The organism is Arenicella xantha (genome assembly GCF_003315245.1).
Lineage (GTDB): Bacteria > Pseudomonadota > Gammaproteobacteria > Arenicellales > Arenicellaceae > Arenicella > Arenicella xantha.
The window spans coordinates 110,195-134,885 of the sequence record NZ_QNRT01000006.1 but is presented as its reverse complement, the minus strand read 5'-3'; the positions used below and the strand labels follow the sequence as shown (position 1 = coordinate 134,885).

The following is a 24,691-nucleotide window of genomic DNA, read 5'->3' as shown; positions in this document are numbered from 1 at the left end:
ACGCCGTAGCAAAAAGAAACTAAGCTGAGCTTAGTTCAATGGTTGTGGTTTTATGGCCACTCGCTTTTTAAGCGAAAGTGAAATGTACTATTGATTGAATTCGGGGCGGCAACACTGATATCAAGTTTATCGTTGTTCAGTAGTCGGATCATTTCAACGCCGGCATACAGTGTTGGTCCGTAACCGTGCGCAGCGTGAATGCTTTGACCCCGGTGGTAGTAGTAGGCGTTATCGTGAGCAAAGGTGGTGCCTTCTACTGTGCCGTCCACCGCACCATTGTCGAGAATCCGAGTGTTGATCGCATTCCAGCCGCTCAGCGCGACCGGCCCATAGACATGATTGATCCAGCCCTCGTTAATGCCCTTGGCGATTGCGTAGGTAAACATTGCGGTAGCTGATGTTTCTAAAAAAGTGTCAGGCCGGTCCAGCAAGTTATGCCAAAATCCACTGCCGTGTTGAAGGTTGGCCAAACTACGAACCATCGAACGATAAAGGTGCAGGATTTTATCTCGTTGCGGGTAATCTTCTGGAACGATGCTGAGTAGTTCTGCCATCGACATCAGAACCCAACCATTAGCGCGTCCCCAGTAGAACCGCGGGTCATAGTCGCCAGATGTTACGCTCCAGCCGTGATCGAATAGCTCCTTTTCTGGCACATAGAGTCGCTCGGCCATTTGCAGTATTTGCTTAATCGCATCGTCATAATATTTCGTTTCACCGGTAAGCGCTCCCATGTTGACTAGAAATGGAACGCTCATATAGATATCGTCAGCCCAAATCGATTGATATTGCGGCCGATGCCTCGCTAACGTGCCGTCATTTAGGCGAAACTGCTTATTGCTAATGTGGTCGGCGGTCCGATTAATGATCTCTAGGTATTCATCCTTACGGTTTTTCTGGTAGGTTTTGATCATGGCAGCGCCAATCGAGCCGCAATCATCGAGCGCATGAAAGTCTAGAATTCGTCCCCACACGCCAATCTTTTCTATAGGTCCAAATTGGTTGGCTTTTTGTTGGAAGTAAGGGAGTCGTTTTAAAACAAAGTCATAAAACTGTGTGTTGTTTTTTGCAAAGCGCTCATCATCAATGACGTCGTCAATGTAATCAAATGCTGACAGCACCACACCATGCGTATATGACCATTCACTGGACAAACCTTCGGATACTTCAGCTTGGTGGATAACCTCAGAAAAATCAGTAATTTCCTCGCCCGAACTTGAATTAATAATCGTTTGTGTACTGCTCGACTCATAATAAGTGCGAACGCGGTTTATCTGCTTTTTGATTTGGTCAACGCTGGGTAACACATATGGGGTTGTATAGTGAGGGACACGCGCTGCATCAGCAGGCTCAGCTTGTGCAATAGAAAAACATAGCGATAGACTAACGAAAATTACCAGTGACGAGCAGCATGCATTCATAGCGTGGAATCCTTAGGGTCTAGAGAGTCAGGTGCTTTAGTGCTCAACTATAATAGCGATTGTTTGCTAGCACAAACCAGTAAGGCGTTGTAGCAAACTAGGTGATCCAACAAACCAAATCTTTCGACTGTGTAACTAGCCCAACATTTCAGACCAAACTCACCTAATCAGAAGGGAGTTGAGGTTGATCTGGAACGTTGTTAGTGCGGACTTTTATTGAGTTGAACTACTTGATATCTATTTTTCGATTGTCGTCATTCACTTGCCTTATTGCGTCCAGCATGGCATCTAATTGACGGCGTGAAACAACTCGGCCATTACTTATTACTGTGTCGATTGTCTGGGTGTTTTTGATGTCTTGCAAGGGGTTTTTATTGAGCAGCAACAGGTCAGCGCGATAGCCCTCGGCGACTCTGCCTGCATGGCTATTCATGAAATCAGCCGGCACGGCGGTTGCTGAAAGTAAACTTTGCGCTGGACTTAAGCCGGCTTTGGTTAGCGCTATTAACTCTTGATGCAATGAAAAGCCTGGTACGACTACCGGTACATTGGCGTCTGTCCCAGCCATGATTTTGACGCCGCGCTTAGCCATCGCCTTTAACAAAATGTGTTGCGCAGTTGCATAGGTCTTCCAGTATTGTTTTATGAAGGGAATGTCGTTCGGGTCAGTGTCCGGTGCAAGTTGATATAAGTTATTTCCTTGTAACCAGCCACGTCCAGCCATTGTTGAACCTTCTAACACACCGGGGTTTACATACTCTATGGGTTGTTCTGCTAGCATCGCATCGAGATCAAATTTCTGGGTGTAGAAACTCTCGTTGATAATTAAGGTGCTGGTGACGGCGATATCGCTGGCCAACAGGTCGTCAATTAGCTGTTCACTGCGACTTTCGACGTATGCCAAAAATTCATCGCTGCGTTGATTGCGCAAGCTCCCAAATTCACGCATTAGTGGCTTCATCAGTTCCTCGATGTGAGCGAGTTCAGCTTGTTCGGTGGTTGCCAACTCGTCTAAGCTCATGGATATGGGGAAATGTCCAATAGCGGGTACCCCAATGTCGGATGCGTTGGTGTTAATCGCTCGATAGTTTTCCGGCGTCAACATGGTGCCGAGTTTGTAGGCATCGTAGCCTTTGTCGCGCAACGACTCTAGCGTGGACGCCACGTCGCTTGGTTGTTGTATATTGACGCTGGCTCGAGTTAGGGCATGGAACCAACCTTCGAAAAACCCATGAGTCACTAGTTTGGGGGACGTTACGAATAACGAGGGGCCCATGCGGCCATTGTCAATTTCTTCGCGCCAGGCCAGATGGTCTGAGGTGCCGGTCATTTCGCGAATGTGGGTAATACCATTCGCCAAATAAAGCAATAAATCGTTCTCGCTCTCCCAGAGGTGAACGTGTGAATCAATGAGGCCTGGAATTAGGTATTTACCCGATCCATCGAGCATGGCTGCGCCTGAGGGTATCTCGATATTCGAGCCTATGGCTGCTATTTGACCTTGATCTATTAACACTGTTTGACCGGCTAGCATGCTCAGTCCGTCCGTTGCCAACACGCTGACGTTTTGAATAACAGTGAGTTGCTGAGGAGACTGGAACTGATTGTGATCGATTACCGGCGTGTTGGCGCCATACATATATCTAAGCTCGTTATTTACCCAAAATAGCGATGCGGCGCTGAGAAGTAGCCAAGCGACTAACACTCGGAGGGACCATGTCTTTATTAATTTTCGGTTCATTGTGATCGGCTCATTACTGGTTAAGTTGGCAATGAGCTAATTTGAGCATTGAACGGTACTGGTTGCGTCTGACTCGATAGAATCAGACGTCAATTTGGATCAATTCAGACTTGTTCCAACGCTAGATTCTTACGGTATTGAGTGGGAGTAGAGCCGATAAACTGCTTAAAAATGGGGTTAAACGTGCCTTTAGACGCAAAACCAGCTTGCAGGGCGATATCTAATATTTTCTGCTGGTCATTAGCCTTTAAGCGTTCGCAAACTTCAGCAATTCGGTATGAATTTATGAACTGGTAAAAACTTTTTCCTTCGTGCTGATTGAGGACTTCAGATAAATGATGGACGCTTAGACCGGTGGCATCGGCTAATTTCGGTAGCGTCAAATTGTTCTCTCGATACAATCTTTTTTCTTCGACTTGGAGTTTGACTGATCCAAAGAGTGTTGCTCTGGTGGCCGGATCGAGTGCGCCGTTGTTGTCCGAAGCTGTAGGTGCTGATTGATTTGTCGCAGGAGATGAGCTCTCGGGCAATTGTTCAACCGTAAATAAGGTTGGGTTGCGCCATTGTGCAAACGCGATTAGGTAAATTAGCAGCACAATTAATAGGTCGGAAAGTACAAAAAAGGTCGCGTTAGAATTAGTAAAGCTAGCGATTGCTTTCAAAATCCAAATAGCGAGGTTGAACCCCATTAACCACCATAGCCACCTAAAAATCGCAGGATTAAAGTTAGCCAGAGTTTCACGTGCTTGCAGTCGGTAGCGACCAATCATGAAGAGGGTCAAAACCGTGTAAAAAATGGCTTGTGTAAAGATAATGTACTCGCTGATTGAAAGCTTCCAGCTGGTGGTGGAAATGAATGCGAGCATACTGCTGCCGGAAAAAAGTTTATCGGCGCTTAACAAGTAACACGCCAGCAATGGTATGAAATGGACGGAGTCAGACCAGCTTAGGGCTTTATTCGAAACCGAACTGCGGCAGTAAAGGTAACTTAGCGCACCGTAACTAGCGGGTAGAAAAAACACTAATCCGCCTAACCATGACAGCGCCGTCAAGCCGTCTTCGTTAATAAGGTAAGGCGTCGAAAACGCTATGGCTAAGAGTAAGCACAATGTGCCGAGTATCTTTCCTGCTTGGTTGACTCGCTTGTCAGTAAGCAGGAGTACGCATAGAAGTCCACCTTGCAGGCCGCCAATCACCGAGATGTATTGTTGTAAATTCGACATAATTATTCGATGTGGCCGTTAGCGGATAAGCGGTTCTGTCTAGAAGTTGGTATTAAGGAGTCTAGCTGGCATAACTGACATCGCCAGCGGCATCAGTATGTTTCTGCTGCGTGCATAAGTAAAGTTAGTTAGCTGGAAGTGCGGATGGTTGGGGCCGTCGCTGCTACCGACTGGCGAGCCGGAATGGTTGAGTTTTACCATTAATGGTTTGATCGGTCTAAAACCAACAAAGCCAGTAACGGCGTTCGTTACTGGCTTTGGCTTGGCTGGGCTTGTGACTAATTTAATAATCTAACCCAGTTGCTTGAATTTGCGGTGTTATGCCGCTTTTTCTTGCTTGTCGTGTGCGATGACGCGAGGCGACGCCTCGTTGATCGCGATCTTCTTTGGTTTCATGGCCTCTGGGATCTCTTTTACCAGATGGACCCGTAGTAAGCCGTCCGAAAGGTCTGCGTCAACCACTTCTACGTGGTCGGCCAGGTTGAACTTTCGTTCGAATGAGCGAGAGGCGATACCTTGATGGAGGAAAGTCGTCTGGTTTTCTTCGGACTCTTTTTTGCCTCGTACCGTTAGGACGCCGTTTTCGACTTGAATCTCTAGCTCAGCTTGCTTGAAACCCGCTACAGCGATGGTTATTGCGTAGTTATTTTCCTCAATTACTTCGATATTGTAAGGAGGGTAACCAGCGGATGTTTTCTCGGTTTGGAATGCTGCATCAAGCAAAGAACCAAAACGGTCAAATCCAACACTGCTGCGATATAAAGGGGTAAGGTCAATTCTATTCATGGATATTCTCCTAAGTATTTATGCTCAAATGTGAGCCACAAATTAATTAAAGTTTGTCTTCCCGAGCCTCAACGTGAGCACTCTGGTTGACTTGCTAAGTTGATGCTTTTCAGCCATCAACGTTTGTTAATCTGCGGTTGACTGATTTTTTTTCAAGTCAATTTTTTATAAATATTTTAAGTTTTTTTGGGCTTGGCGTAGGCTAAGCGACCTAGTGAATCGGCTGTGTGATATTCATCAAGTCCGGATACCGCTACCGTGCCTGCGGCTACCAGATCTAATTTGCCATCGGCTTGTAGTAGATTCTCGGCACATAGTACTTCGACTATTTCTCCAATAACTAAGATCGTTCCGTTGATCTTCAAGTCAATTTTCTCACGCAACTCAACGCCCATTTTTATGCGGCTTTGTTCGACGTATGGCGCAATGAATTGAGTGTAGTAGGGCGTTAGTTCGGTCTGGTCAAACTCTGATACATCGGCCGGGTAGCGTGCCGATGTATGATGAGCGTCTTCAAAGAAGTCCGCTGATACCTGATTGATGGTGTAGGCACTGGTTGCTAGGATGTTGTCTAAGGTATGGCGTTCAACCGCGTGTGGACGGTTGATAAAAGCGACCAGTGCCGGGTCCGCGCCGAGGTGCACAACCGAGCTGACAATGCTTAAGTTGGTATCGCCGTTATGGTTAACGGTGCCAATTAAGTTTGCACTTTTATAGCCAGAAAGTGAATTGATGAAATGCACCCGATGGCGCTTTTCTAGATTTGCGAAATCTTCGCTTGAGTAGCTGTTATATGATTTTGTGTTGGTCACAATTGATTCACCGCGTGTATGGAACTCTGTTGAGTCTAACAAAATGTGGAGTGTGTCTCCCGAGCAATGAATCGAGTGTGAAATAACATGCCGCGAAATTTAATAATTGGTGCCAATGGCACGATTGGGCGGGCGCTATGTCAGCAGCTTCAAGGAGCGGGGGAGTTGCACACTCTGACCCGCTCGCAAACGGATTATTCGGAAGCGTCGTTGCAAGAATATGCCGGGCGGCTCAAAACGTTAGGACGATTCGATACCATTATTTGCTGTATCGGCACTTTGCACAATGACATCGTGGCGCCGGAGAAGAAACTGGCGGATCTGACAGCAGAAAGGTTAACCGAATATTACCGCGTTAATACCGTCCTACCTGCGCTCTGTTTGCGCTATTTTTCGCCGTTATTGGCAAACGATAGTCCATCGCGGTTTGTATTCTTGAGCGCGATGGTTGGCAGCATATCCGATAATCGATTGGGCGGTTGGTATGGTTATCGGAGTTCAAAAGCCGCATTAAATCAAATAGTTAAGACGGCGTCAGTGGAAGTTCGTCGGAGTAATAAAAATGCTTGTTTGGCAGCAATTCATCCAGGCACCACGCGGGGGCCGTTGTCCAAACCATTCGCAGCCAATGTTGCGGATCACAAATATTACACACCAGAGCAGTCTGCAAAACGCATCATCAGCGTGACGCAATCTTTACGTGCCGATCAAAGTGGGGCGTTTCTAAATTGGGACGGAACCCCGATTCCTTGGTAAGCGTAGTGTTAAGTCGAGACTGACATTGGGTTAATCAGTATTAACTCTTAAGTTTTGCTTGCTGCTTGCCGGGTTGGTGTCTGTTATAGTCCCGCAGCTATTAGATACCAACCCACGATACGATTATGAGACCCGCAGCACGTGTCCAAGCCACCATTGAATTGCTCGACGAGCGCGCCGAGTCAGGTTACCCAGCTGATCGCATTATGGCGGCTTATTTCAAGCAGCGGCGCTACATTGGTGCCAAAGATAAAGCGGCTATCTCGGAATATTTTTATTCGGTGCTGCGGCAACAAAGCAGTCTGACGTTCCTGCTGCAAAGCGCCTCCTTGCCAACCGATAATCGATGGCTGATGGTTGCGTTGTTACTGTGCGCCGGCGAGAACGTTGCTGAACTCTACAATGGTGAGCAGTTTAGTCCCGCTGCGTTATCAGCGTCATCATTGGGCTCGCTAGAACAGTTCGATGAGACTAGGTTAGACACCGCCCCTTCGTACATTCAATTGAACGTTCCTGAATGGCTTGAGCCAAAATTACAGGCGGCGTTGGGCGAGCGCTATGTCGACGAAATGCATGCGATGAATCAGCGTGCTGCTACCGATATTCGGGTTAACACCTTAAAGGCCACCCGTGAAGAGTTAGTTGCCGAGCTTGAGAAGGTTGGTTTTGCTACCGAGCTAACGGCGTTGTCTCCCTGGGGAATCCGCTTTTCGACTCGCGTGGCCTTATTTAACACCGACATGTTTCGTCGGGGTTGGTTTGAAGTACAAGACGAGGGCTCGCAATTGCTGGCGTTGCTGTCGGCGGCCTCACCAGGTCAAACAATTGTGGATTTTTGTGCTGGAGCCGGTGGTAAAACACTGGCCATGGCGGCCATGATGCAGAACAAAGGCTCTTTATATGCCTGCGATGTTCATTCAAAACGACTCGAGCAGTTGGGTAAGCGCAAAAAACGTGCTGACATCCACAATATTCGCACGCATGTCTTGAGCTCTGAGCATGATAAATGGGTGAAGCAGCATTCGGGACGAGCCGACACGGTGTTGATCGATGCGCCTTGTTCAGGTACTGGAACCTGGCGACGTAGCCCCGATAGTCGGTGGAATTTGCAGCCTGAAGGCCTTGCCAATTTAGTCGCGCTACAACACTCCATTTTGGACAGTGCATGTCGCTTGGTAAAACCCGGTGGACGTTTGTTGTACGCTACATGCTCGTTGTTGCAAGAGGAGAACGAAGAGCAAATTAGCGCGTTCTTAGCGCGCAATAGTGAATTTAGCGCGAGTACGCTCGATTTGTCAGAGTTGTTGCCGGGGAATCATGAACGTTTCGTTGCTTCTGACCATTCTATGCGCACGTTTCCTGGTTTAAGCGGTACCGATGGTTTTTTTGTTGCGAGCTTAGTACGCGCGTCTTGAGACACGCTGGATTAAAACTACATACAAGTCGATGATGTGTTGGTCGCGATTGAATAACCGTTAGAAACAGCAAATATAAATCAGAAACAGAAGGGCGATCCACGTGGTTTCGGCCACTAGGATCAGTATTGGTTTCATGCCGACTTCTAACAATTGTCGGAGGTTGCTTTTCATGCCAATAGCGGCAATCGCGATAACTAGTGCAAAGCGTGAAGCATTACTGGTTTGCGTTAAGACTGGTTCGGGCAGTGTCACAAGACTATTGAGCAGCATAAGGCCGACAAAGGCAATTAAAAACCAGGGCAGAATAGTCGGACGATTGTGAGGCGTTTCCGTGCGTCGACTATGTAAAACCACTACTAATATCATTACTACTGGAATTAAAAAGCTAACTCGAACTAACTTTGTTAAAGTGGCTAGATCGCCTGTTTCATTCGATACTGAATATCCAGCGCCGACCACCTGAGCCACGTCATGGATTGTGCCACCTAGAAATAAACTGGTGTCTTGTGTGCTCAAATCCAGCGCGCCGGCAATCATTGGGTAAACAACCATTGCCACGGTCGATAATAAAGTCACACCGATTACCGTTAGCAAGGTGTCTCGTTCTCGTGACGGACTAGGGGGTAAGACCGATGAAATAGCGAGGGCTGCCGAAGCGCCGCAAATGCCAACGGCGCCTCCAGTTAAGATCCCAAAGTGGCGAGACATGCCGGTTGCGCGTGCTAACACGTAGCCAAAGGTGATGGTAGACAAGACCCCGACCGCTAACACCGCTAGGGTTTGCCATCCTAGACTTGTTAGGTCGGACCATGCGATGCGCAAGCCAATTAACGCAACGCCGATTCGGAGCACGTGCGAGGCGACAAAATCAATGCCGGCTCGGCAACGTGTTTCGTCATATAAAAATGACACGGCAATGCCTAATAACAGCGCCAACAGCATCACTGGTGTGGCGTAATGCTCGCTCAAAAATAATGCCGCTAAACCACAAATTACAGACACGCCAACGCCTGGTGCTAATCGGTCAATCGTGTCTTTCATAGAATATCGTTCCGTAATGCCGTGTCTTTTGTTAAGCCGCGAGAGCGACTAATACTTGACGTTTTTGTTCGCCGTTAAACGGACGTCGGCCATGCATGGTCATCTTGTTGTCAATCAGGGCAACATCACCGGCTTGCCATGGCACATCGAAGGTAAACTGCTTAGCTAGTTCGACAATTTTCTCTAACCCAGAGACTGGCAGCTTGCTACCATCGCCGAAGGTGATGGCCACTGAGGGATCTTCTTTAACGCCATGCCAGCCAAGGTAGGCGGCAATGAGTTGGTTGTAGAACACTTTGGTGCCATTACTTAAGGTCCGTACTGCCGGTAGTACTGGCGTAATCGCGCGTAAACTGCCGTCATCGCCCCATTTCCAGCTATACCCTAGATGACTCAGCTTGGTTTCGGCCTCTTCGACTGTCTCGGCACTTAATGTGCTGCGCCAACTACGTCCTTGACCGGACTCGTGGTTGTCGGCGGACGGCATGTGGGTAGTGTACTTTAAGCCCTTTTGTTCGAACTCCAGGGCAAGTTCGGGTAGTTCGGCTTGCAATGCTAAGAACAGTTGGTCGGACCGACAAATAGGTGTTGCTCCGCCACTTTCAGCCGCAGATTTACAAAAGAAAAATAACTTGTCTGGCGATACTGGCGTTTGTGCCATTTCGTGATGCAAGAATATTTCGACGTCTTTGGGCGCTTCGTTGGCCGTAAAAACGCGCTCGGTAAAGTTGATGCGCACCGCATTCGATAGCGATTCCTTGTAGGTAAAACTTGGATAACCGAACGCCGCCGAAAAGGTATCAAATGATTCAGCATCAGACACCGGAAAGCCACGGAATAAAATAGCGCCGGTGGTAGCTAGTTGTTCCTCAATGTCGGCTAGATTGTCTTTGACCCAAGTGCAGACTGAGTCTAAGTCGGTAAGCGAAGCGCTATTGCTAACCACGCTCGGAAATGCGCCTGATTCAAACGTCAATTGACCTGCAAGCTGTTGTAAGGGAAGTGTCATGGTCGAATACCTCGCGTAACGGTTAATATTTTAGTGGTTTGGTGCTACTGCCAACTTAGTCGTAAAGGTGCTACAGCCAACTCAGTCATAGATAGGATGAAAGCGGTTAAATGCGGCTTCGCAAAACACAGCAGGGTCGTTAAATCGGCGATTTTGATTCAAGCCGTTGATAGCTTCCATTTCGCTTTGGCTTAACTCGAAATCAAAGATATCTGCATTTTCGAGCATGCGCTCTGGCTTGGATGTCTTCGGAATGATCGCTGTGCCGCGTTGAATACCCCAGCGCAAAACAATCTGAGCTGGGGTACGACCGGTGCGTTTGGCCGCATCCAGCACAACTTGTTGTTGTAGTACCGACTCGCCAGCATCAGCCATATCAAGTTCGAGATACGACAGCGCGCCAAGTGGCGAAAATGCTGTTACAGGTATGTCGTTCATCTGGCACAGTCTGATTAGTCGCTCTTGCGTAAGATAAGGGTGAGACTCGATTTGTAGCATCGCCGGTTTAATTTTGGCGTAGCTGAGTAAATCGTTAAGCAGGCCGGTGTTGTAGTTGCAAACGCCAATCCGATGAGTCTTGCCAGTTTCGACTAGAGCTTCCATCGCGCGCCAAGTGTCAATCAATGGCACCTTAGCCAGCTGCATAGCAGGGTTGTCTGCGGCAGGATCCGCTATCCAACCCGCGGGATAACGCTCTTCGATGGGTACATAGGTTTGTGCGATCGGAAAGTGTATTAAGTACAGATCCAGATAATCAAGCTGCAGATCTTTGAGTGACTTCTCTAGAGCAAGCGCGACATGTTCTGGCGCGTGGTGAGTGTTCCAGAGCTTTGAGGTAACCCACAAATCTTCTCGTTTCACCAATCCGTCAGCTATAGCTTTGCGTATACCGTCGCCGACTTGCACTTCATTGCCGTAGTCGCTGGCGCTATCTAAGTGGCGATAACCCGCTTTAATGGCGGCGTAAACGCTGTCCGCACAGTCTGCTTGGTCAATCTTCCATAGGCCAAATCCGATAGGGGGTATGTTCTCAAAATGTGTCATGTGGTCTCGGCGTGTGTTAGTGATGATGAATCACTGTTGTTTTAATTCGATGTGAATTATTATATCTTATATAAGACATAAATAAATAGGTCTATAGCATCTTGCTAATATTGACCCTCAAAGCTGACGCGCACGTGCTTAACAGACTAGAATTGGAGACCAACCTAACTTCAACGCAGATTGATGGAAGAATCATGAGTTTATCTACTAATTTTCAACCACTGTATAAACAGGTCTACGATGTTTTAGTGGAGCGTCTAGTAAAGGGTTACTGGAAACCGTCAGAGCCTTTGCCAAGCGAGTTTGCTTTAGCTGATGAGTTGGGCGTGAGTCAAGGCACGGTGCGTAAAGCGATAAACCAGCTGGTTGCAGAGCAGTTGCTGCGACGACGTCAAGGTAAAGGTACCTTTGTCTCTGAGCACACTCAGGAAAGTTCATTGTTTCGATTTTTTAGATACCGACAGCCGGGCGCTAACAATGCTATTCCTGAAACATCTATATTGTCGGTCAAGCGTCGTATGAGTACACAGGTTGAATCTCAAGGGCTCGGGTTAAAGAAAGCCACTGAAGTCGTTGAAATGATTCGCTTGCGAAAAATCGACAATATTCCGGCTATCTTTGAAACGGTGTTGCAGCCGCTTACAATTTTTCCAGATTTGGACAAAGAGGCGGAGTTGCCAAACTCGCTTTATACGCTATATCAAGAGAAATACGGTATCAGTATCGTTGAGGTGCGTGATGAGTTGCACGCTGTAATGGCCGATGCGGAAGTAGCAAAGCACCTGAATTTAGAGCCCAATACCCCAGTATTAATGACTGAACGCGCCAGTATTAATATTGATGGTCGAATTGTTGAGTGGAGTCAGGCTTATTGTCAAAGCCAAGACTTCGTTTACGCCAATAAACTGAAGTAATTCTGTTTTCTTTAACACCTAACTAGTTCAACACACCGTTGCACATATGCTCATGACCCAGCTTCCGTCTCTTCGCTTTGATTCTGCCAATACGCCCGCCTGGAATGAGGTTGATGCCATATCATTGACTGCTGAGCCACGGCTTGTGTCAGAGACTCGGGCTGTGTTGGAGTCAGATTCCGGCGATTTATTTCTGGAGTTAAGTAATTTAGGTCTGCGGTTGTGCTCAACGTCGCAGCGCTCGCTTGATTACGGTTTGATAGTCGATGAGCCTGACCCAATGGCATTGAAATTGCTGAACGAAGATGGGCTGTCGACGCTATCAAGTACCGATTTTAGTGTGGTGATCCAGCATCATCCTTTAACATTAAGCGTGTTTGATGCGTCTGGTGAGCTGTTGCTTAAAACGGCGGACGACGGTCATTTTGTGCGGACCAATAGAGTCCCTCCGTTAGCGCGCACGGCAGAGGGCTGGCTGATTAGCTTTGCGTTAAATTCGAATGAGCCGATGTACGGTTTCGGTGAAAAATGGTCATCTCTAAATAAGCGTGGCCAATTGATTCGTTCGTTCAATCATGACGCATTGGGCGTGAATGCCGAGATATCCTATAAAAATACTCCATTTGGATGGAGCCCCGAAGGCTGGGGAGTGTTCGCGCATACGCCCAGTGCGGTGACGCACGCGGTTGGGTTTGCGCCGTGGTCACAACGCTCTTACTGTTGTTTGGTTGAGGATGAATGTCTGGATATATTTGTTCTTTTAGCGAGTGGAGAAATAACAGATGATGATGCCGTTAATAAGCCCGCTGAGTTAATCGGTGCGTACACGCAGTTAACGGGGCGCGCACCCATGCCGCCACGATGGAGCGGTGGCGTGATTCTATCTAAGGCTTACTATCGGGATGCTGATGAGATATTGGCGGCGGCGCGCGAAGTGCGCGAGCAGGGGATGCCTTGTGATGTGATTACATTTGATGGTCGGGCTTGGCAAGACACTAATACACGCTTTGCCTTTGAGTGGGATGCTGCGCGCTATCCGGACCCTAAGTTAGTTGTTGATCAACTCAAACAGATGAACTTTAAAATCTGTGTTTGGGAATACCCGCTAGTGTCGGTCGACCATCCTTGGTTCAAGGAGTTTGCCGCAAAAGGTTGGCTGTTACGTGATTCTCGAACCGGTGAAGCGTATGAGTACCGCTGGGACCAACAGGCGTTCGGTTCTGTGCTCACGCCGTTACCGAATTCTGGCATTGTTGATTTTACTCACCCTGACGCTTATGCGTTTTGGCGTGACGCTCATAAGCCACTATTTGACCTTGGTGTGGACATGATTAAGGCAGATTTCGGCGAGCAGTTGGAAGATGAGCATATGCTCGCCTCAAATGGCGAAAACGGTCTGGCGCTGCACAATGTTTATGCCTATTTGTATAATCGCTGTGTGTTCGAGGCCGCCGAAAAATTCAGTCAATCCGGTGCCTTTTTATTCAGTCGATCAAGTTGGACGGGTTGTCAGCGCTTTAACAGTCAGTGGGGCGGTGATCCTCAAGCTGATTGGGAAGGCATGATGGGTAACTTGCGTGGTGGTCTGGCGTGGGGGCTTAGTGGCGCACCATTTTATGCAACCGACGTAGGTGGTTTTTACAAAGATACCCGTAATGATGCGTTGTATGTGCGCTGGGCCCAAGCGGGAATATTCTCAGCGCATTTTAGGCTGCATGGCATTGGCGCGCGCGAACCGTGGTCCTATTCAGATGAAGCGGCCGATGCGGTCATGTCGGTGTTAAAACTACGCTACCGTTTGCAGCACTATTTGCGCAATGCGATGCAACAAGCAACTCACAGTGGTATGCCGGTGCAGCGAGCCATGGTGTTGGCCTTCCCGAATGAAAAGCAGGCTTGGGCCTTTGAGAATCAGTTCATGTTTGGTGACGACCTATTAGTGGCTCCATGTTTTGATCCGAATGGTCGCGTTGAATGTTATTTGCCGCACGGCGAGTGGGTTCGATTCGACCCCGAGTCGGCTGACGCTCCAGAGGTCTGGCAAGGTGGACAAGTGCACCAGTTAAGTTTGGCGCTACATGAGACGGCTGTGTTTGCTCGACGCGGTGTCGGTATTCCTCTAAGTGCCGTCGCTGACTATACCGATGCAATGCCAAGTGATCAGTCGGACGATTACGCGATCGAGCAAATCTGGCCAAACTAAGTAACCCGACGTTAAACGAGCGCTAACCGAACTCCAACTGAAATAACTTTATGCAATCCAATGATCTAATCTTCACGTTATTCTCCTGTGTGTTTTTTATGGCATTGGTGGGCTGGATTTCGTATCAAAAAACCAAAGGCAGTGTCGACGACAAAGATGGCTATTTTCTCGCTGGTCGTGGTTTAACTGGGACCTTTATTGCGGGTTCGATGTTGCTTACCAACTTGTCTGCTGAACAATTAATTGGTCTCAATGGCTCGGCTTATGGCTTTAATATGAGCGCCATGGCTTGGGAGGTTACTGCCGGGTTTGCAACCATTATTATGGCCTTGGTGTTTTTGCCTCGCTACCTGTCCGGCGCGTTCACTACCTTGCCGGGTTTTTTGCAGGAACGTTTTGATGATGGCGTTCGTCGGCTTACCGTAGTGTTGTTTATGGTCGGTTATGGACTTGTGACGATACCGTCGATTCTGTACTCGGGGTCGGTGGCCGTGTTACGTTTGTTCGACGTGCCGTCGCTACTCAATCTGCCGTATTCGCAAGCGCTCATTGTTACGGTGTTAGTGGTGGGTTCTATTGGCGCGATATACGCCGTGTTTGGTGGCCTTAAGGCGGTGGTGGTGTCAGACACTATTAACGGTATTGGTTTGTTGATTATTGGGCTGTTAGTGCCAACTTTGGGCTTGATCGCACTTGGTGGCGGGAGTTTTACCGAGGGCTTAGAATTGGTGTTGACCACCGATACACATAAATTAAATGCAATCGGCGCGGCTGACGACCCGGTGCCATTTGGCACAATTTTCACCGGCATGATTTTGGCAAACCTATTTTACTGGGGAACCAATCAATACGTAATTCAGCGAACCCTTGGTGCTGCAAGCTTGGCAGAAGGGCAGAAGGGCGTGTTGTTATCCGGGTATTTTAAAATATTAGTGCCATTCATGATGATGTTGCCAGGTGTGATTGCCTACCACTTATACAGCTCGAATGGCGGTGCTGGCTTACTATCGATCGATTTAGCTTACCCGCAGCTCGTTAAAGACGTGTTGCCGGTGTATTTGTCGGGCTTTTTCCTTGCAGTGTTACTCGGTGCGGTGTTTAGTTCGTTTAACTCATTGCTCAACAGTGCCGCAACACTGTTCTGCTTAGACGTTTACCAGCCGCTTAAAAAGGAGCCGGTTAGCGATGCTCAGCTAATCAAAGTGGCGAAAATTGCCAGTGTCGTTATCGCGGTCTTTTCATTCATAGTTGCGCCGTTATTGCAGTTCGCCCCAGAGGGCTTGTGGCAAATTATTCGAATTTTCACCGGCTTTTACAATATTCCCGTAATTGCTATTGTTTTAGTTGGCTTGTTTACCAAGCGCGTGCCCGCTTTAGCCGCCAAGGTCGCAATCTGCTTTCATGTGGTAGCTTACGCTCTGCTCAAGTTTGTGCTGGATATTGAGCTCAATTTTATTCATATCTACGCCGTGCTGTTCGCTATAGAAGTTGCCATGATGTTAGCTATTGGTTACTACCTACCGCGTGATACCGACTGGTCTTTTACGCCGCGCTCTAAGGTTAATATGAGCCCTTGGCGCTACGCTACCGCAGCGAGTTCCACTATGGTGGCGGCGATTGTTGCGGTGTACCTATTGTTCTCGCCGGTTGGCTTAGTTGGGGGCTTGAGTGACTGGTTTTGGCCGCTATTGATAGCGGTAATTAGTATTAATATGGTGGTTTGTTGGTGGTCAGTGATGCGCCACAAAACCATATCTGTGAACCCTTAACCGTTACGAGCAAGCGTAAAAACCAGTCTTTGCCTACTTAACTCTTGTATAAGATATCTATTGTATTAATTAATAGAACTGCGGTAGACTGATTGTGCTCGATACATTGGACAATCAATCCTCTGGTTGGTTGTTCGCTAAGAAGAGAAGCACCATCGAAGGCGTTTAGCTTGCTGTTAAGCAATGCTGTTCGAAAATAAGCAATTTATTTTCGCAGTAAAAATTGCTCAATCGGCATCTAACGAATATTCGATGTTAGCTTCGCCATTGGGTGAATAAGCAGGGTCAATGTTGACCACTTGCTGTCTAACACTAACCAGAAAGAGAGGAGTTATTCAATGAAGATTAACTATGGAGCAAACCTACGTTGGTGCTTATTAAGCGCCGTGGCCACAGCGATCGCTGCGCCAAATGCGTTTGCACAGAGTGCATTAGAGGAAATTGTTGTTACTGCGCAGAAGCGTGAAGAGAGCGTCCAAGATGTTCCTATTGCTGTTTCGGTACTGAGCTCCGAAACCATTGATTCCGCGCATGCGATTGGTTTCGAAGGACTACAACAATTGATTCCATCAGTTTCATTCCGTAAGGGTAACACTAATCGAAATTCGACCGTTGTGGTACGTGGGATTGGCACAATCTCGTTTAGTACTGCCGCTGAGCCGAGTGTGTCTACGGTCGTAGATGGCGTTGTTCTGGGTCGTTCAGGTCAAGCTTTCACCGATCTCTATGATTTGGAGCGACTTGAAGTTCTGCGTGGTCCACAAGGCACGTTGTTCGGTAAGAACGCGTCGGCTGGTGTAGTGAACATGACTACTAAGCGACCAACTGACGAGTTTACTGGCAGTGTTGATGTCTCTGTTTTTGAAGACAATGAACGTCGTGTAAAAGGTCGTTTCGCAGGCCCGTTGTCTGATAATGCACGAGCGAGTCTTACTGTGTTTGATGGCAGTTTCGACGGCTATATCGAGAACACTTTTACTGGCCAAACCACTAACGGTTATGACCGCAGTGGATTACGTGGCATGTTGGAGTGGGACATCAGCGATAGCGTCGAATTACTATTGATCGCTGAGGACTATAGCTCCGAAGACAACTGTTGCGCAGACCTTGAAGCCTTGCCAAGTGGTCGTAACCCATCGTCGCCAGCAGCACCTAACTCACAGGGCATCGTGAATGGCGTTGCCGATATTGACTTTAATCAACGTCGCGTCGATCACGATCTTGAAACCAGCACTGTGGATGATCATTCTGCTTTTTCTGTACAGTTTGAAGCTGAGGTTGGCGACTACACATTGACCTCGATTACAGCGACGAGAGAGTGGGATAATACTGAAGTCCGAGAAGGCGACTTCACGTCAAATGCCGGCGATGCTGCGTTACCTGTTGATTTCTCCAGCACCTTCTTTCAATTGCACGATTTAGGAATTCAGAGCTGGGATCAATTCTCACAAGAGTTGCGAATTGCTTCTCCATCTGATCAAAGAATCACATGGCAAGCTGGTTTGTTCTATTGGAATATTGAATCAGATCGTAGCTTTCGACGTGATGCAAGCTGTCAAGTTTCGGCCGCCAATGATCCTATTTTGGCAGCAAACCCAGGTTTGACATGTCTTGCCAACGATATTGTTGCTGCGACTGCAGTATTTGATACTGAGTTCGAGAACTTTTCGGTGTTTGGACAAGGCTCAGCTGAATTGACTGACTCATTGTCATTGATCTTTGGTTTACGCTACACCGACGACGAAGTGTCATTTAATCATCGCCGCACCAACAACGACCCGTTTGGTCGCCAAGGTGTCGGCGTTCGAGCAACCGCCAGCAATACTGATTTCGCTAATCAAACCAGCGCAACTAACACATCGGGTAAGTTAGGACTGCAATGGCAGGTTAACGATGCAGGTATGGCTTATGCAACGTATTCGCAAGGCTATAAAGGCCCTGCGTTCAATACATTTTACAATATGGCGGAAAGCGATACTCTACCGATCGGTGAAGAAACATCGAACTCCTATGAAATTGGTTACAAGCTAACGGCTGATAGTTTTTTCGCTAACCTAGCGCTGTTTAAAACCGATATTGAAGGTTTTCAAGCAAACAACTTTGATGATTCGAGTGGCGTTACTATCACGCGTTTAACCAATGCTGGTGACGTATCGACTCAAGGCCTAGAGCTTGATTTCATTTGGCAGGCGTCTGAAAACTGGCAGCTCTCTGGTGGTTTAGCGTATGTTGATGCAGTGATTGATCGTTTTAACTGTCCGCTAGACGTAGCGCCTGGTGCGTGTACTAGCCGTAATGGTTTAGATGTACCGTTCTCGCCAGATCTTAAATACACCTTGAGCTCAAGCTATGTGATCCCGCTAGCATCTATGGATGTGATTTTTAATGGCTCATTTGTACACATGGACGAGCAAGTCTCTGACTTACCAGGCAACAATGGCACGGTTAACCCTGCCGCTCTATTGCCAGGCTACGATATGTTTAACGCAAGCGTTGCTTTCTCGTTCAGCGAAGGAAAGTACGTGGTTACGCTTATTGGTAAAAACTTGGGCGACGAGTCGTATGTAACTACTTACAGTGGAGATAACTTCCGTTATCAGATCCCACGTGACGCAGAGCGTTACTTTGGTATCTCGTTTAAAGCTGACTTCTAAATTTTTGTTGTCAGTTCGTTACAGAACGTAGTAATTAGAAAGGCCGTTGGGGTTTCCCCAACGGCCTTTTTTATGTTTGCGCCGCGATGGACTATTTTCCTAAAGTTGATTGGTGAGTTTAATGTCACTAGTTCGACTTTGTCGTATCAGGTCGTGTAGATGCACGCGGTGCGGTAGCTGTATTCGTTGTTTGCTATGGCATATATTTTTTATGAAGCGCTTGAATCTTGAGTAAAACTAAAATACTGTATATAAAAACAGTCAAACTAAGTTATGCGTTTATTTATAGCTGAGAAGCCAAGCCTAGGGCGAGCCATTGCTGATGTGTTACCAAAACCGTTGCGAAAGGCTGACGGATACATTGTGGCAGCCAATGGCGATACCGTGAGTTGGTGTATTGGGCACCTATTGGAACAGGTCGAACCTGAAGTGTATGACCCAGCGTTTAAAAAATGGTCACATGAACACTTGCCGATTATTCCGGATCGCTGGCAGCTTGTGGCGAAACGAAAAACATCAAAACAGTTAGCGGTATTGCGTAAGTTGGTTAAGCAGGCCGATCAGTTGATACATGCAGGTGATCCAGATCGGGAAGGGCAGTTGTTGGTCGACGAAGTCATTAATTTTCTGGGAGTAAGCAAGGAGAAGACCGCGGCAGTTCAACGTTGTTTAATCAGTGATTTAAATGCAAAAGCAGTTAAGCAAGCAGTGTCGAAGCTACGTTCTAATCAAGAGTTTATACCGCTATCTACCTCGGCCTTAGCGCGTTCTCGAGCGGACTGGCTGTATGGTATTAATTTGACGCGTGCTTACACCTTGCAGGGCCAAAAGGCTGGCTACAACGGTGTGCTGTCGGTGGGGCGTGTGCAAACGCCTGTGCTCGGATTGGTGGTGCGGCGAGATCAAGCAATCGAGAGTTTTATCAGTCAACCTTTCTACGAAGTTTGGGCGCAGCTCGAGACCTTGCCTGAGGATGGTCCGGTTGAGCGGTTTCAAGCTAAATGGCAGCCAAGTAAACAGTGTCAACCGTACTTAGATGAAGCTGGTCGGAACTCATCTAAGCCATTGGCTGAAAATGTGATTAAGCGTATTAGCCATCAACCGGCGACCGTGATGCAGCTAGCACGCCAGCATAAGAAGCAAGCGGCACCTCTGCCGTTTAACCTATCGGCATTACAAATTGAGGCCAGTAAGGCGTTCGGTCTCAGTGCTCAGCAAGTACTCGATGTGTGTCAGGGGCTTTATGAGCGTCATAAACTTATTACTTATCCGCGCTCTGATTGTCGTTATCTGCCGAAGGATCATTTTACCGAGGCTAAACTCGTCGTGGCGGCTATTACGTTTAACTCTGGCGCAAGCAAGGCTGCTACGAGTTTATTTGGGACAAACAGTGAGGCCTTTAAAAGCGTTGATATCGGTGTTAAAAGTCGTGCTTGGAACGACGCTAAAGTGAATGCGCATCACGCGATTATACCGACTCAGAAGAAGCTCAATGCGGCTAAACTCACCTCCACGCTTAGTGCCATTGAAGAAAAAGTCTACAGACTGATTTGCCGAAACTACCTTGCCCAGTTTTTACCGGCCTACGAGTTTTTCGATGTCAAAGCAGAGATAAGCATTGGCACTGGAATTTTTCTTGCAAAGGCCAAGGAGCCGATTAAGGTCGGCTGGAAATGTTTGTTTCCGTCAGCTAAACCCAAAGCAGAAGCCGACAATACTGATCAAGAGAGCGAGCAAAAAATCCCCAACTTGCATATTCAGCAAGGCCTGAAATCGCTGGCTGCAAGGCTAGATGAAAAGCATACATCGCCACCAAAACACTATACCGACGCGAGTCTATTAGCGGCGATGACCGGCATCAGTGCGCATGTAAGTGACTCTGAGTTGAAGAAGGTTCTGCGTGACACCGATGGCTTAGGAACAGATGCCACTCGCGCGGGGATTATTGAATTACTGTTTAAGCGGGGCTACTTACGCCGACAAGGTAAAACGATTTTCTCGACGAAAACGGGCAGAGCATTTGTTGATGCCTTACCCGACGTTGCGACGCATCCAGACCTAACGGCGCTGTGGGAGTCTCGCTTGACGGCAATTCACGATGGCTTGAGTAGCTACCAAGAGTTGATGATGCCACTACAAACTCAATTGAAGTCGATGGTGGTTGACAGTCGCAGCGTTGTTCCGCATGGGCTTAGAGGCTTAGGTAGTAAAGCTCAGTATCGAAAAAAACAGTACCGAAAGAAACGGCCTCGAAAAAGCAAGAGTAGCGCAAAGGTTTGAAGTCTGGCATATCATAAAATTTAAAATTGATAGACCAAGCTCATTTCAATTTTAAAGGGCGATAAATAGTAGTTACTCGGTTCGGAGGTGATTCACCTCATTATTCTCATATTTGCGAAGTGCTTTAGTCTGATAAGGCACGGACAAACGTCTCTGCTTGGGCGACCGATGCTTCCATTTCCTTAATCAGCAGATCGACGTCGGTTTCAATGGTTGCGGACTCCTGTTTTAAGGAGCCGATCGCTTGCATATTCAGGTTGTGTTTGATAAACAAAACTTGATCGCGGAAAGCGCCGAGTACCGGTTCGGTTTTTGCTTGTGTAGCTCGCATGGCTGCGATTAACTGTTCGGACTGACGGCGTGTTTGGTCGAATTGCTGTTGTGCTTTTTGTTTGAATTGCGGGTCATGGTAGTCGTTTAATTCGTCGCGCCACTCGCTCAACAAACGGTTGGTTGCGGTAACTACCGTCTCAACACGCGCGCTGACATCCTGCGCGGCCGCTTCGCTGTTTTTGAATGCGTCATTTAGAGTATTGAATTGTTTCTCTAAATCACCACCGTTGAATGCGGTAACGGACTTGAACTTGTCGAGTGCGGTGCGAAATTCTTCGGCGGTATCTTGTTGTGCCGCGCTGGCTTGTTCGATACGTGAGATCAGCACGTCGCGAGGTGCTTGGTAAAACGTGTCGTAGCTGGGAATTCCCCATTTGGAGCCAATGCCAGTAGTGCTGAATGCTTGGTATACAAGGAGTATCGACACCAGCAAGCTACCCCACAGTTTATAGCTAGCAATAAACTTAGAGATGAAGATTGGGGGAGGGCAGACAAGTAACGGCATTCTATTTTACGAGCAGTAATTGGTAACTTGGGTATCATTTTATCTTGTCTAACATACTCAGGCCGATTGTTTTGTTAGCATTCGTCCTTTAGCCAACCCTGCTGTGTGTAAGCTTATGAAACCGATTATCACCTTATTAATGTTAATAGCTTTGAGCGCCTGCGGGACTGTTCAAAAAGCGCAATACTCTGCACTTGAAAAAGTCGGCGTTCATAAACGCGATATATTGATCGATCGTATTGAAGACACGTCGGAAACGCAGCAAGAAGCAAAGAAACAGTTTCGGTCTGCTTATGATGAGTTGGCGAGTCTAATCAATGTTAAAGATGCTGGCCTCGAAAAGAAGTATAAACGTATGGCCAAAGCGGTTGCCGCGAGTGAAGACAAAGCGGCTGAGTTGGATGAGCGCATTCAATCGGTAAATCGCGTGGCTGAGGACTTGTTTGATGAGTGGAAAGACGAGCTAGGGCAGTATCAAAGTTCGTCGTTGCGGCGCGCTAGCGAGAAAAATTTGCAGACCACCAAAGCGCGTTATGCCGATATTTATCAAAAAATGAAGGTGTCGCAGAGCCGTATTGAGCCAGTATTACGTGTGTTGCAAGATAATACCTTGTATTTAAAACACAATCTCAATGCGCGTGCCGTATCCAGTATCTCAGGCGAAGTGGTGATTATCGAAAGCCAAGTCGAAGACCTGATTCAGCAAATGGAAGCGTCGATTACTGAGTCAAATCGTTTCGTAAAATCCATGCGGAACAAGTAAATTCGGAAGAAAGTCAAAGATAAAAAAAGCCGCTACCCAATCAAATTGGATAGCGGCTAGACTAATCTAGATACGCATTAATTACAGATAGAACCGCCAACCGTCGGCGTTGATGCGGGTTGGCCGCTAGCACCTTTATTGACTTGTACGCCAAAGCTGGTGGAGCCGCCGGGCTGAATAGTTTGGTTCCAACTCAATGGTGCGATGGTATACGGGTTAGAACCACTCAGGTTGCCATTCCAACTGCTGGTGACGTTTGACCCATCGCTAAAACCAAAGTTGACTGACCAAGGGCTTGAGATAGCGCTAGTGCCGTTGTTTGTGATCTTAACTTCACCAACGAACCCGCTGCTCCACTGATTGGCGATGATGAAATCGCAACTCACTCCGGTGTTGCCACCACCATTGTCTCCACCACCATTGTCTCCACCGCCATTATCAGCTTGTAGGTTGAATTTGGCCCAGTTGATATTCATTAGGTAATCACTGCCGCCGACATAGTTTAAGCGCAGAGTTTGTTGGCCTGCGTTAAGTTGTACGTCGGTCGATTTGGTTTGCCAATTTTGCCAGCCACCGGTATCGCCGACCGCAATGCTACCAACTTTGTTGCCGTCGACTAAAATATCGACGCTGCCGCCGATTGTCGGAGTGGCGACTCGAAGCTCGACTTGGTAGGTGTCAGCTGCTGACACATTAACGCGGTATTGGCTTGAGTCACCATTTTGGATCCAGCCAATGTTATCACCGCCGCCAGTATCTGATGTTGCCTCGGTTTGAATGCCGCTTTGTTGGCAAAAGTCTTCTGCCTGTACGGTGCCGGGTAGACCAATAGCACTGGCCGAGTCACAAGGTGAGTTGCCGCCGCCGTTATCTCCACCGCCGTTATCTCCACCGCCGTTATCTCCACCGCCGTTATCTCCACCGCCGTTATCTCCACCGCCAGTGTCCGTGCCATCGTTGTAGGCGCGGATAATGTCACGCACAAAGGCACCGGAGGCGGTTAGCGTTGACGACGGCCAATTGCCGGTGCTCGATGCGCCGGGCTGAAGTATTGACGCGCCTTCGGCTTTGTCATGCACAGACCAGTTTAGATGTGTCAGATTATATTGAGCCATCCAATTAACCCAAGCATTGGTTTCGGCTGTATCGACCGCGCCGTCACCGCTGGCGTTCACTGATCCCCATTCAGTCACCATAATCGCGATGCCAGCGTTCATAGCTTGCTCGGCGCGATCGCGTAACCATTGTTTATGCGTACCCGCGTAAAAGTGTAGTGCGTAGGCAATATTACTGTATGCAGTGATTGGGTCTGCGGCGGCTTGGTCTACGTCTTGTGACCAGGTTGGTGTGCCCACAACAATCAAGTTATCTGGATCGTGGGCGCGAATCGCGCCAATCACTGCTTCGGCGTAGGGTTTTATGGTCGAGCTCCAGCTAACTTGTAATGGCTCGTTATAGATTTCATAGATAACATTATTATGGCTACCATAGGTTTGCGCCATCTCGCTAAAAAACGCCACCGCATCTGTGCGGTAATCTTCAGCGTGATGAGTGTGCCAATCAATAATTACGTACATGTCTTGCGCAATGGCCGCGTCGACCACTGCTGTTACACGTGCCTTGTTGCCAGCTTGGTCTGATAAGTAACCGCCAGCTTCATCAACGCCCATGGCGGCGCGCACGATATTAGATTTCCAGTCATTTTTCAGCCATGCGACCGCGTCGGCATTGTAAAAGCGCTCCGCGCCCCAGCCGGTATTGCTCCAGAAATAGCTATTTCCCGCGAGCCCTTGGGCTTGACCTCCAACAAGGATTTGTGACCCATTGACGGTTAACGGAGCGACCGCAGCGGAGGCGGTGAAACTGATTAATATACTCAACGAAATGGCAAAGGGGCGAAGGAATCTGGACATAAGTCCGAGCTTCGAAAGTAGGGTTCGAGCTTGATAAAAGGGCATAGGAATCTCCTGTAGTGGAATGAAATTAAATGATTTTCATGTCATCCGAAGGATACGGCGT

The 24,691-nt window shown here is 47.9% G+C and carries 18 protein-coding genes; 8 read left to right on the top strand and 10 right to left on the bottom strand.

Going from position 1 to position 24,691, the window contains the following annotated elements; all coding sequences use genetic code 11:
* Positions 1 to 50 precede the first annotated feature (50 nt).
* From DFR28_RS17130 to DFR28_RS17110, 5 genes are all read right to left on the bottom strand, one after another.
* A complete protein-coding gene (locus tag DFR28_RS17130) occupies positions 51 to 1,421 on the bottom strand; it encodes a glycoside hydrolase family 88/105 protein (protein WP_113955618.1) in 1,371 nt (456 codons plus the stop codon).
* A 226-nt stretch (positions 1,422 to 1,647) separates the two neighbouring features.
* Complete coding sequence (locus DFR28_RS17125; protein ID WP_113955617.1) at positions 1,648 to 3,162, bottom strand: amidohydrolase family protein; 1,515 nt, start codon at positions 3,160 to 3,162, stop codon at positions 1,648 to 1,650.
* A gap of 104 nt (positions 3,163 to 3,266) precedes the next feature.
* The gene (locus DFR28_RS17120; protein ID WP_113955616.1) at positions 3,267 to 4,385 is read right to left on the bottom strand and encodes a helix-turn-helix domain-containing protein; all 1,119 of its coding nucleotides are present in this window, start codon (positions 4,383 to 4,385) and stop codon (positions 3,267 to 3,269) included.
* A 318-nt stretch (positions 4,386 to 4,703) separates the two neighbouring features.
* Positions 4,704 to 5,171 carry an Hsp20 family protein gene (locus DFR28_RS17115; protein WP_113955615.1) on the bottom strand — a complete coding sequence of 156 codons (468 nt, stop codon included), beginning with the start codon at positions 5,169 to 5,171 and terminating at the stop codon, positions 4,704 to 4,706.
* Positions 5,172 to 5,347: 176 nt separating this feature from the next.
* Positions 5,348 to 5,983: a flavin reductase family protein gene (locus tag DFR28_RS17110; RefSeq protein ID WP_113955614.1), complete on the bottom strand. Its 636-nt coding sequence runs from the start codon at positions 5,981 to 5,983 to the stop codon at positions 5,348 to 5,350.
* 87 nt (positions 5,984 to 6,070) lie between these two features.
* Here DFR28_RS17110 and DFR28_RS17105 point away from each other — a divergent pair, with 87 nt between their 5' ends.
* Entirely contained in the window at positions 6,071 to 6,739 is a 669-nt protein-coding gene (locus tag DFR28_RS17105) for an SDR family NAD(P)-dependent oxidoreductase (RefSeq protein ID WP_113955613.1), read from the top strand.
* 125 nt (positions 6,740 to 6,864) lie between these two features.
* The gene (locus DFR28_RS17100) at positions 6,865 to 8,154 is read left to right on the top strand and encodes an RsmB/NOP family class I SAM-dependent RNA methyltransferase (protein WP_113955612.1); all 1,290 of its coding nucleotides are present in this window, start codon (positions 6,865 to 6,867) and stop codon (positions 8,152 to 8,154) included.
* 60 nt (positions 8,155 to 8,214) lie between these two features.
* On the opposite strand, the gene DFR28_RS17095 is transcribed toward DFR28_RS17100, so the two are convergent.
* From DFR28_RS17095 to DFR28_RS17085, 3 genes are all read right to left on the bottom strand, one after another.
* Positions 8,215 to 9,198 (bottom strand): YeiH family protein, encoded by a 984-nt coding sequence (locus DFR28_RS17095; protein ID WP_113955611.1) that lies wholly within the window; start codon positions 9,196 to 9,198, stop codon positions 8,215 to 8,217.
* Between the two features lie 31 nt (positions 9,199 to 9,229).
* Positions 9,230 to 10,207: a TauD/TfdA family dioxygenase gene (locus DFR28_RS17090; protein ID WP_113955610.1), complete on the bottom strand. Its 978-nt coding sequence runs from the start codon at positions 10,205 to 10,207 to the stop codon at positions 9,230 to 9,232.
* A gap of 81 nt (positions 10,208 to 10,288) precedes the next feature.
* Positions 10,289 to 11,251, bottom strand: a complete 963-nt coding sequence (locus tag DFR28_RS17085) for an aldo/keto reductase (RefSeq protein ID WP_113955609.1) — start codon at positions 11,249 to 11,251, stop codon at positions 10,289 to 10,291.
* A 194-nt stretch (positions 11,252 to 11,445) separates the two neighbouring features.
* Between DFR28_RS17085 and DFR28_RS17080 the strand changes: the two genes are divergently transcribed.
* The 5 genes from DFR28_RS17080 to DFR28_RS17060 all read left to right on the top strand — a co-directional run bounded on the left by DFR28_RS17080 (position 11,446) and on the right by DFR28_RS17060 (position 21,071).
* A complete protein-coding gene (locus tag DFR28_RS17080; protein ID WP_113955608.1) occupies positions 11,446 to 12,165 on the top strand; it encodes a GntR family transcriptional regulator in 720 nt (239 codons plus the stop codon).
* 52 nt (positions 12,166 to 12,217) lie between these two features.
* On the top strand, positions 12,218 to 14,368 hold the full coding sequence (locus DFR28_RS17075; RefSeq protein ID WP_113955607.1) for a glycoside hydrolase family 31 protein: 2,151 nt from the start codon (positions 12,218 to 12,220) through the stop codon (positions 14,366 to 14,368).
* A 50-nt stretch (positions 14,369 to 14,418) separates the two neighbouring features.
* Positions 14,419 to 16,137 (top strand): solute:sodium symporter family transporter, encoded by a 1,719-nt coding sequence (locus tag DFR28_RS17070; protein ID WP_113955606.1) that lies wholly within the window; start codon positions 14,419 to 14,421, stop codon positions 16,135 to 16,137.
* Positions 16,138 to 16,475: 338 nt separating this feature from the next.
* Positions 16,476 to 18,791 (top strand): TonB-dependent receptor, encoded by a 2,316-nt coding sequence (locus tag DFR28_RS17065; RefSeq protein WP_113955605.1) that lies wholly within the window; start codon positions 16,476 to 16,478, stop codon positions 18,789 to 18,791.
* A 273-nt stretch (positions 18,792 to 19,064) separates the two neighbouring features.
* Positions 19,065 to 21,071 carry a DNA topoisomerase III gene (locus tag DFR28_RS17060; RefSeq protein ID WP_113955604.1) on the top strand — a complete coding sequence of 669 codons (2,007 nt, stop codon included), beginning with the start codon at positions 19,065 to 19,067 and terminating at the stop codon, positions 21,069 to 21,071.
* 124 nt (positions 21,072 to 21,195) lie between these two features.
* On the opposite strand, the gene DFR28_RS17055 is transcribed toward DFR28_RS17060, so the two are convergent.
* Entirely contained in the window at positions 21,196 to 21,909 is a 714-nt protein-coding gene (locus DFR28_RS17055) for a DUF2959 family protein (RefSeq protein ID WP_113955603.1), read from the bottom strand.
* Positions 21,910 to 22,024: 115 nt separating this feature from the next.
* On the opposite strand from DFR28_RS17055, the gene DFR28_RS17050 reads away from it, so the two are divergent.
* Positions 22,025 to 22,672 (top strand): DUF2959 family protein, encoded by a 648-nt coding sequence (locus DFR28_RS17050; protein ID WP_113955602.1) that lies wholly within the window; start codon positions 22,025 to 22,027, stop codon positions 22,670 to 22,672.
* A 77-nt stretch (positions 22,673 to 22,749) separates the two neighbouring features.
* Here DFR28_RS17050 and DFR28_RS17045 read toward each other — a convergent pair whose 3' ends face one another.
* Positions 22,750 to 24,630, bottom strand: a complete 1,881-nt coding sequence (locus tag DFR28_RS17045) for a cellulase family glycosylhydrolase (RefSeq protein ID WP_147251049.1) — start codon at positions 24,628 to 24,630, stop codon at positions 22,750 to 22,752.
* Between the last annotated feature and the right edge of the window lie 61 nt (positions 24,631 to 24,691).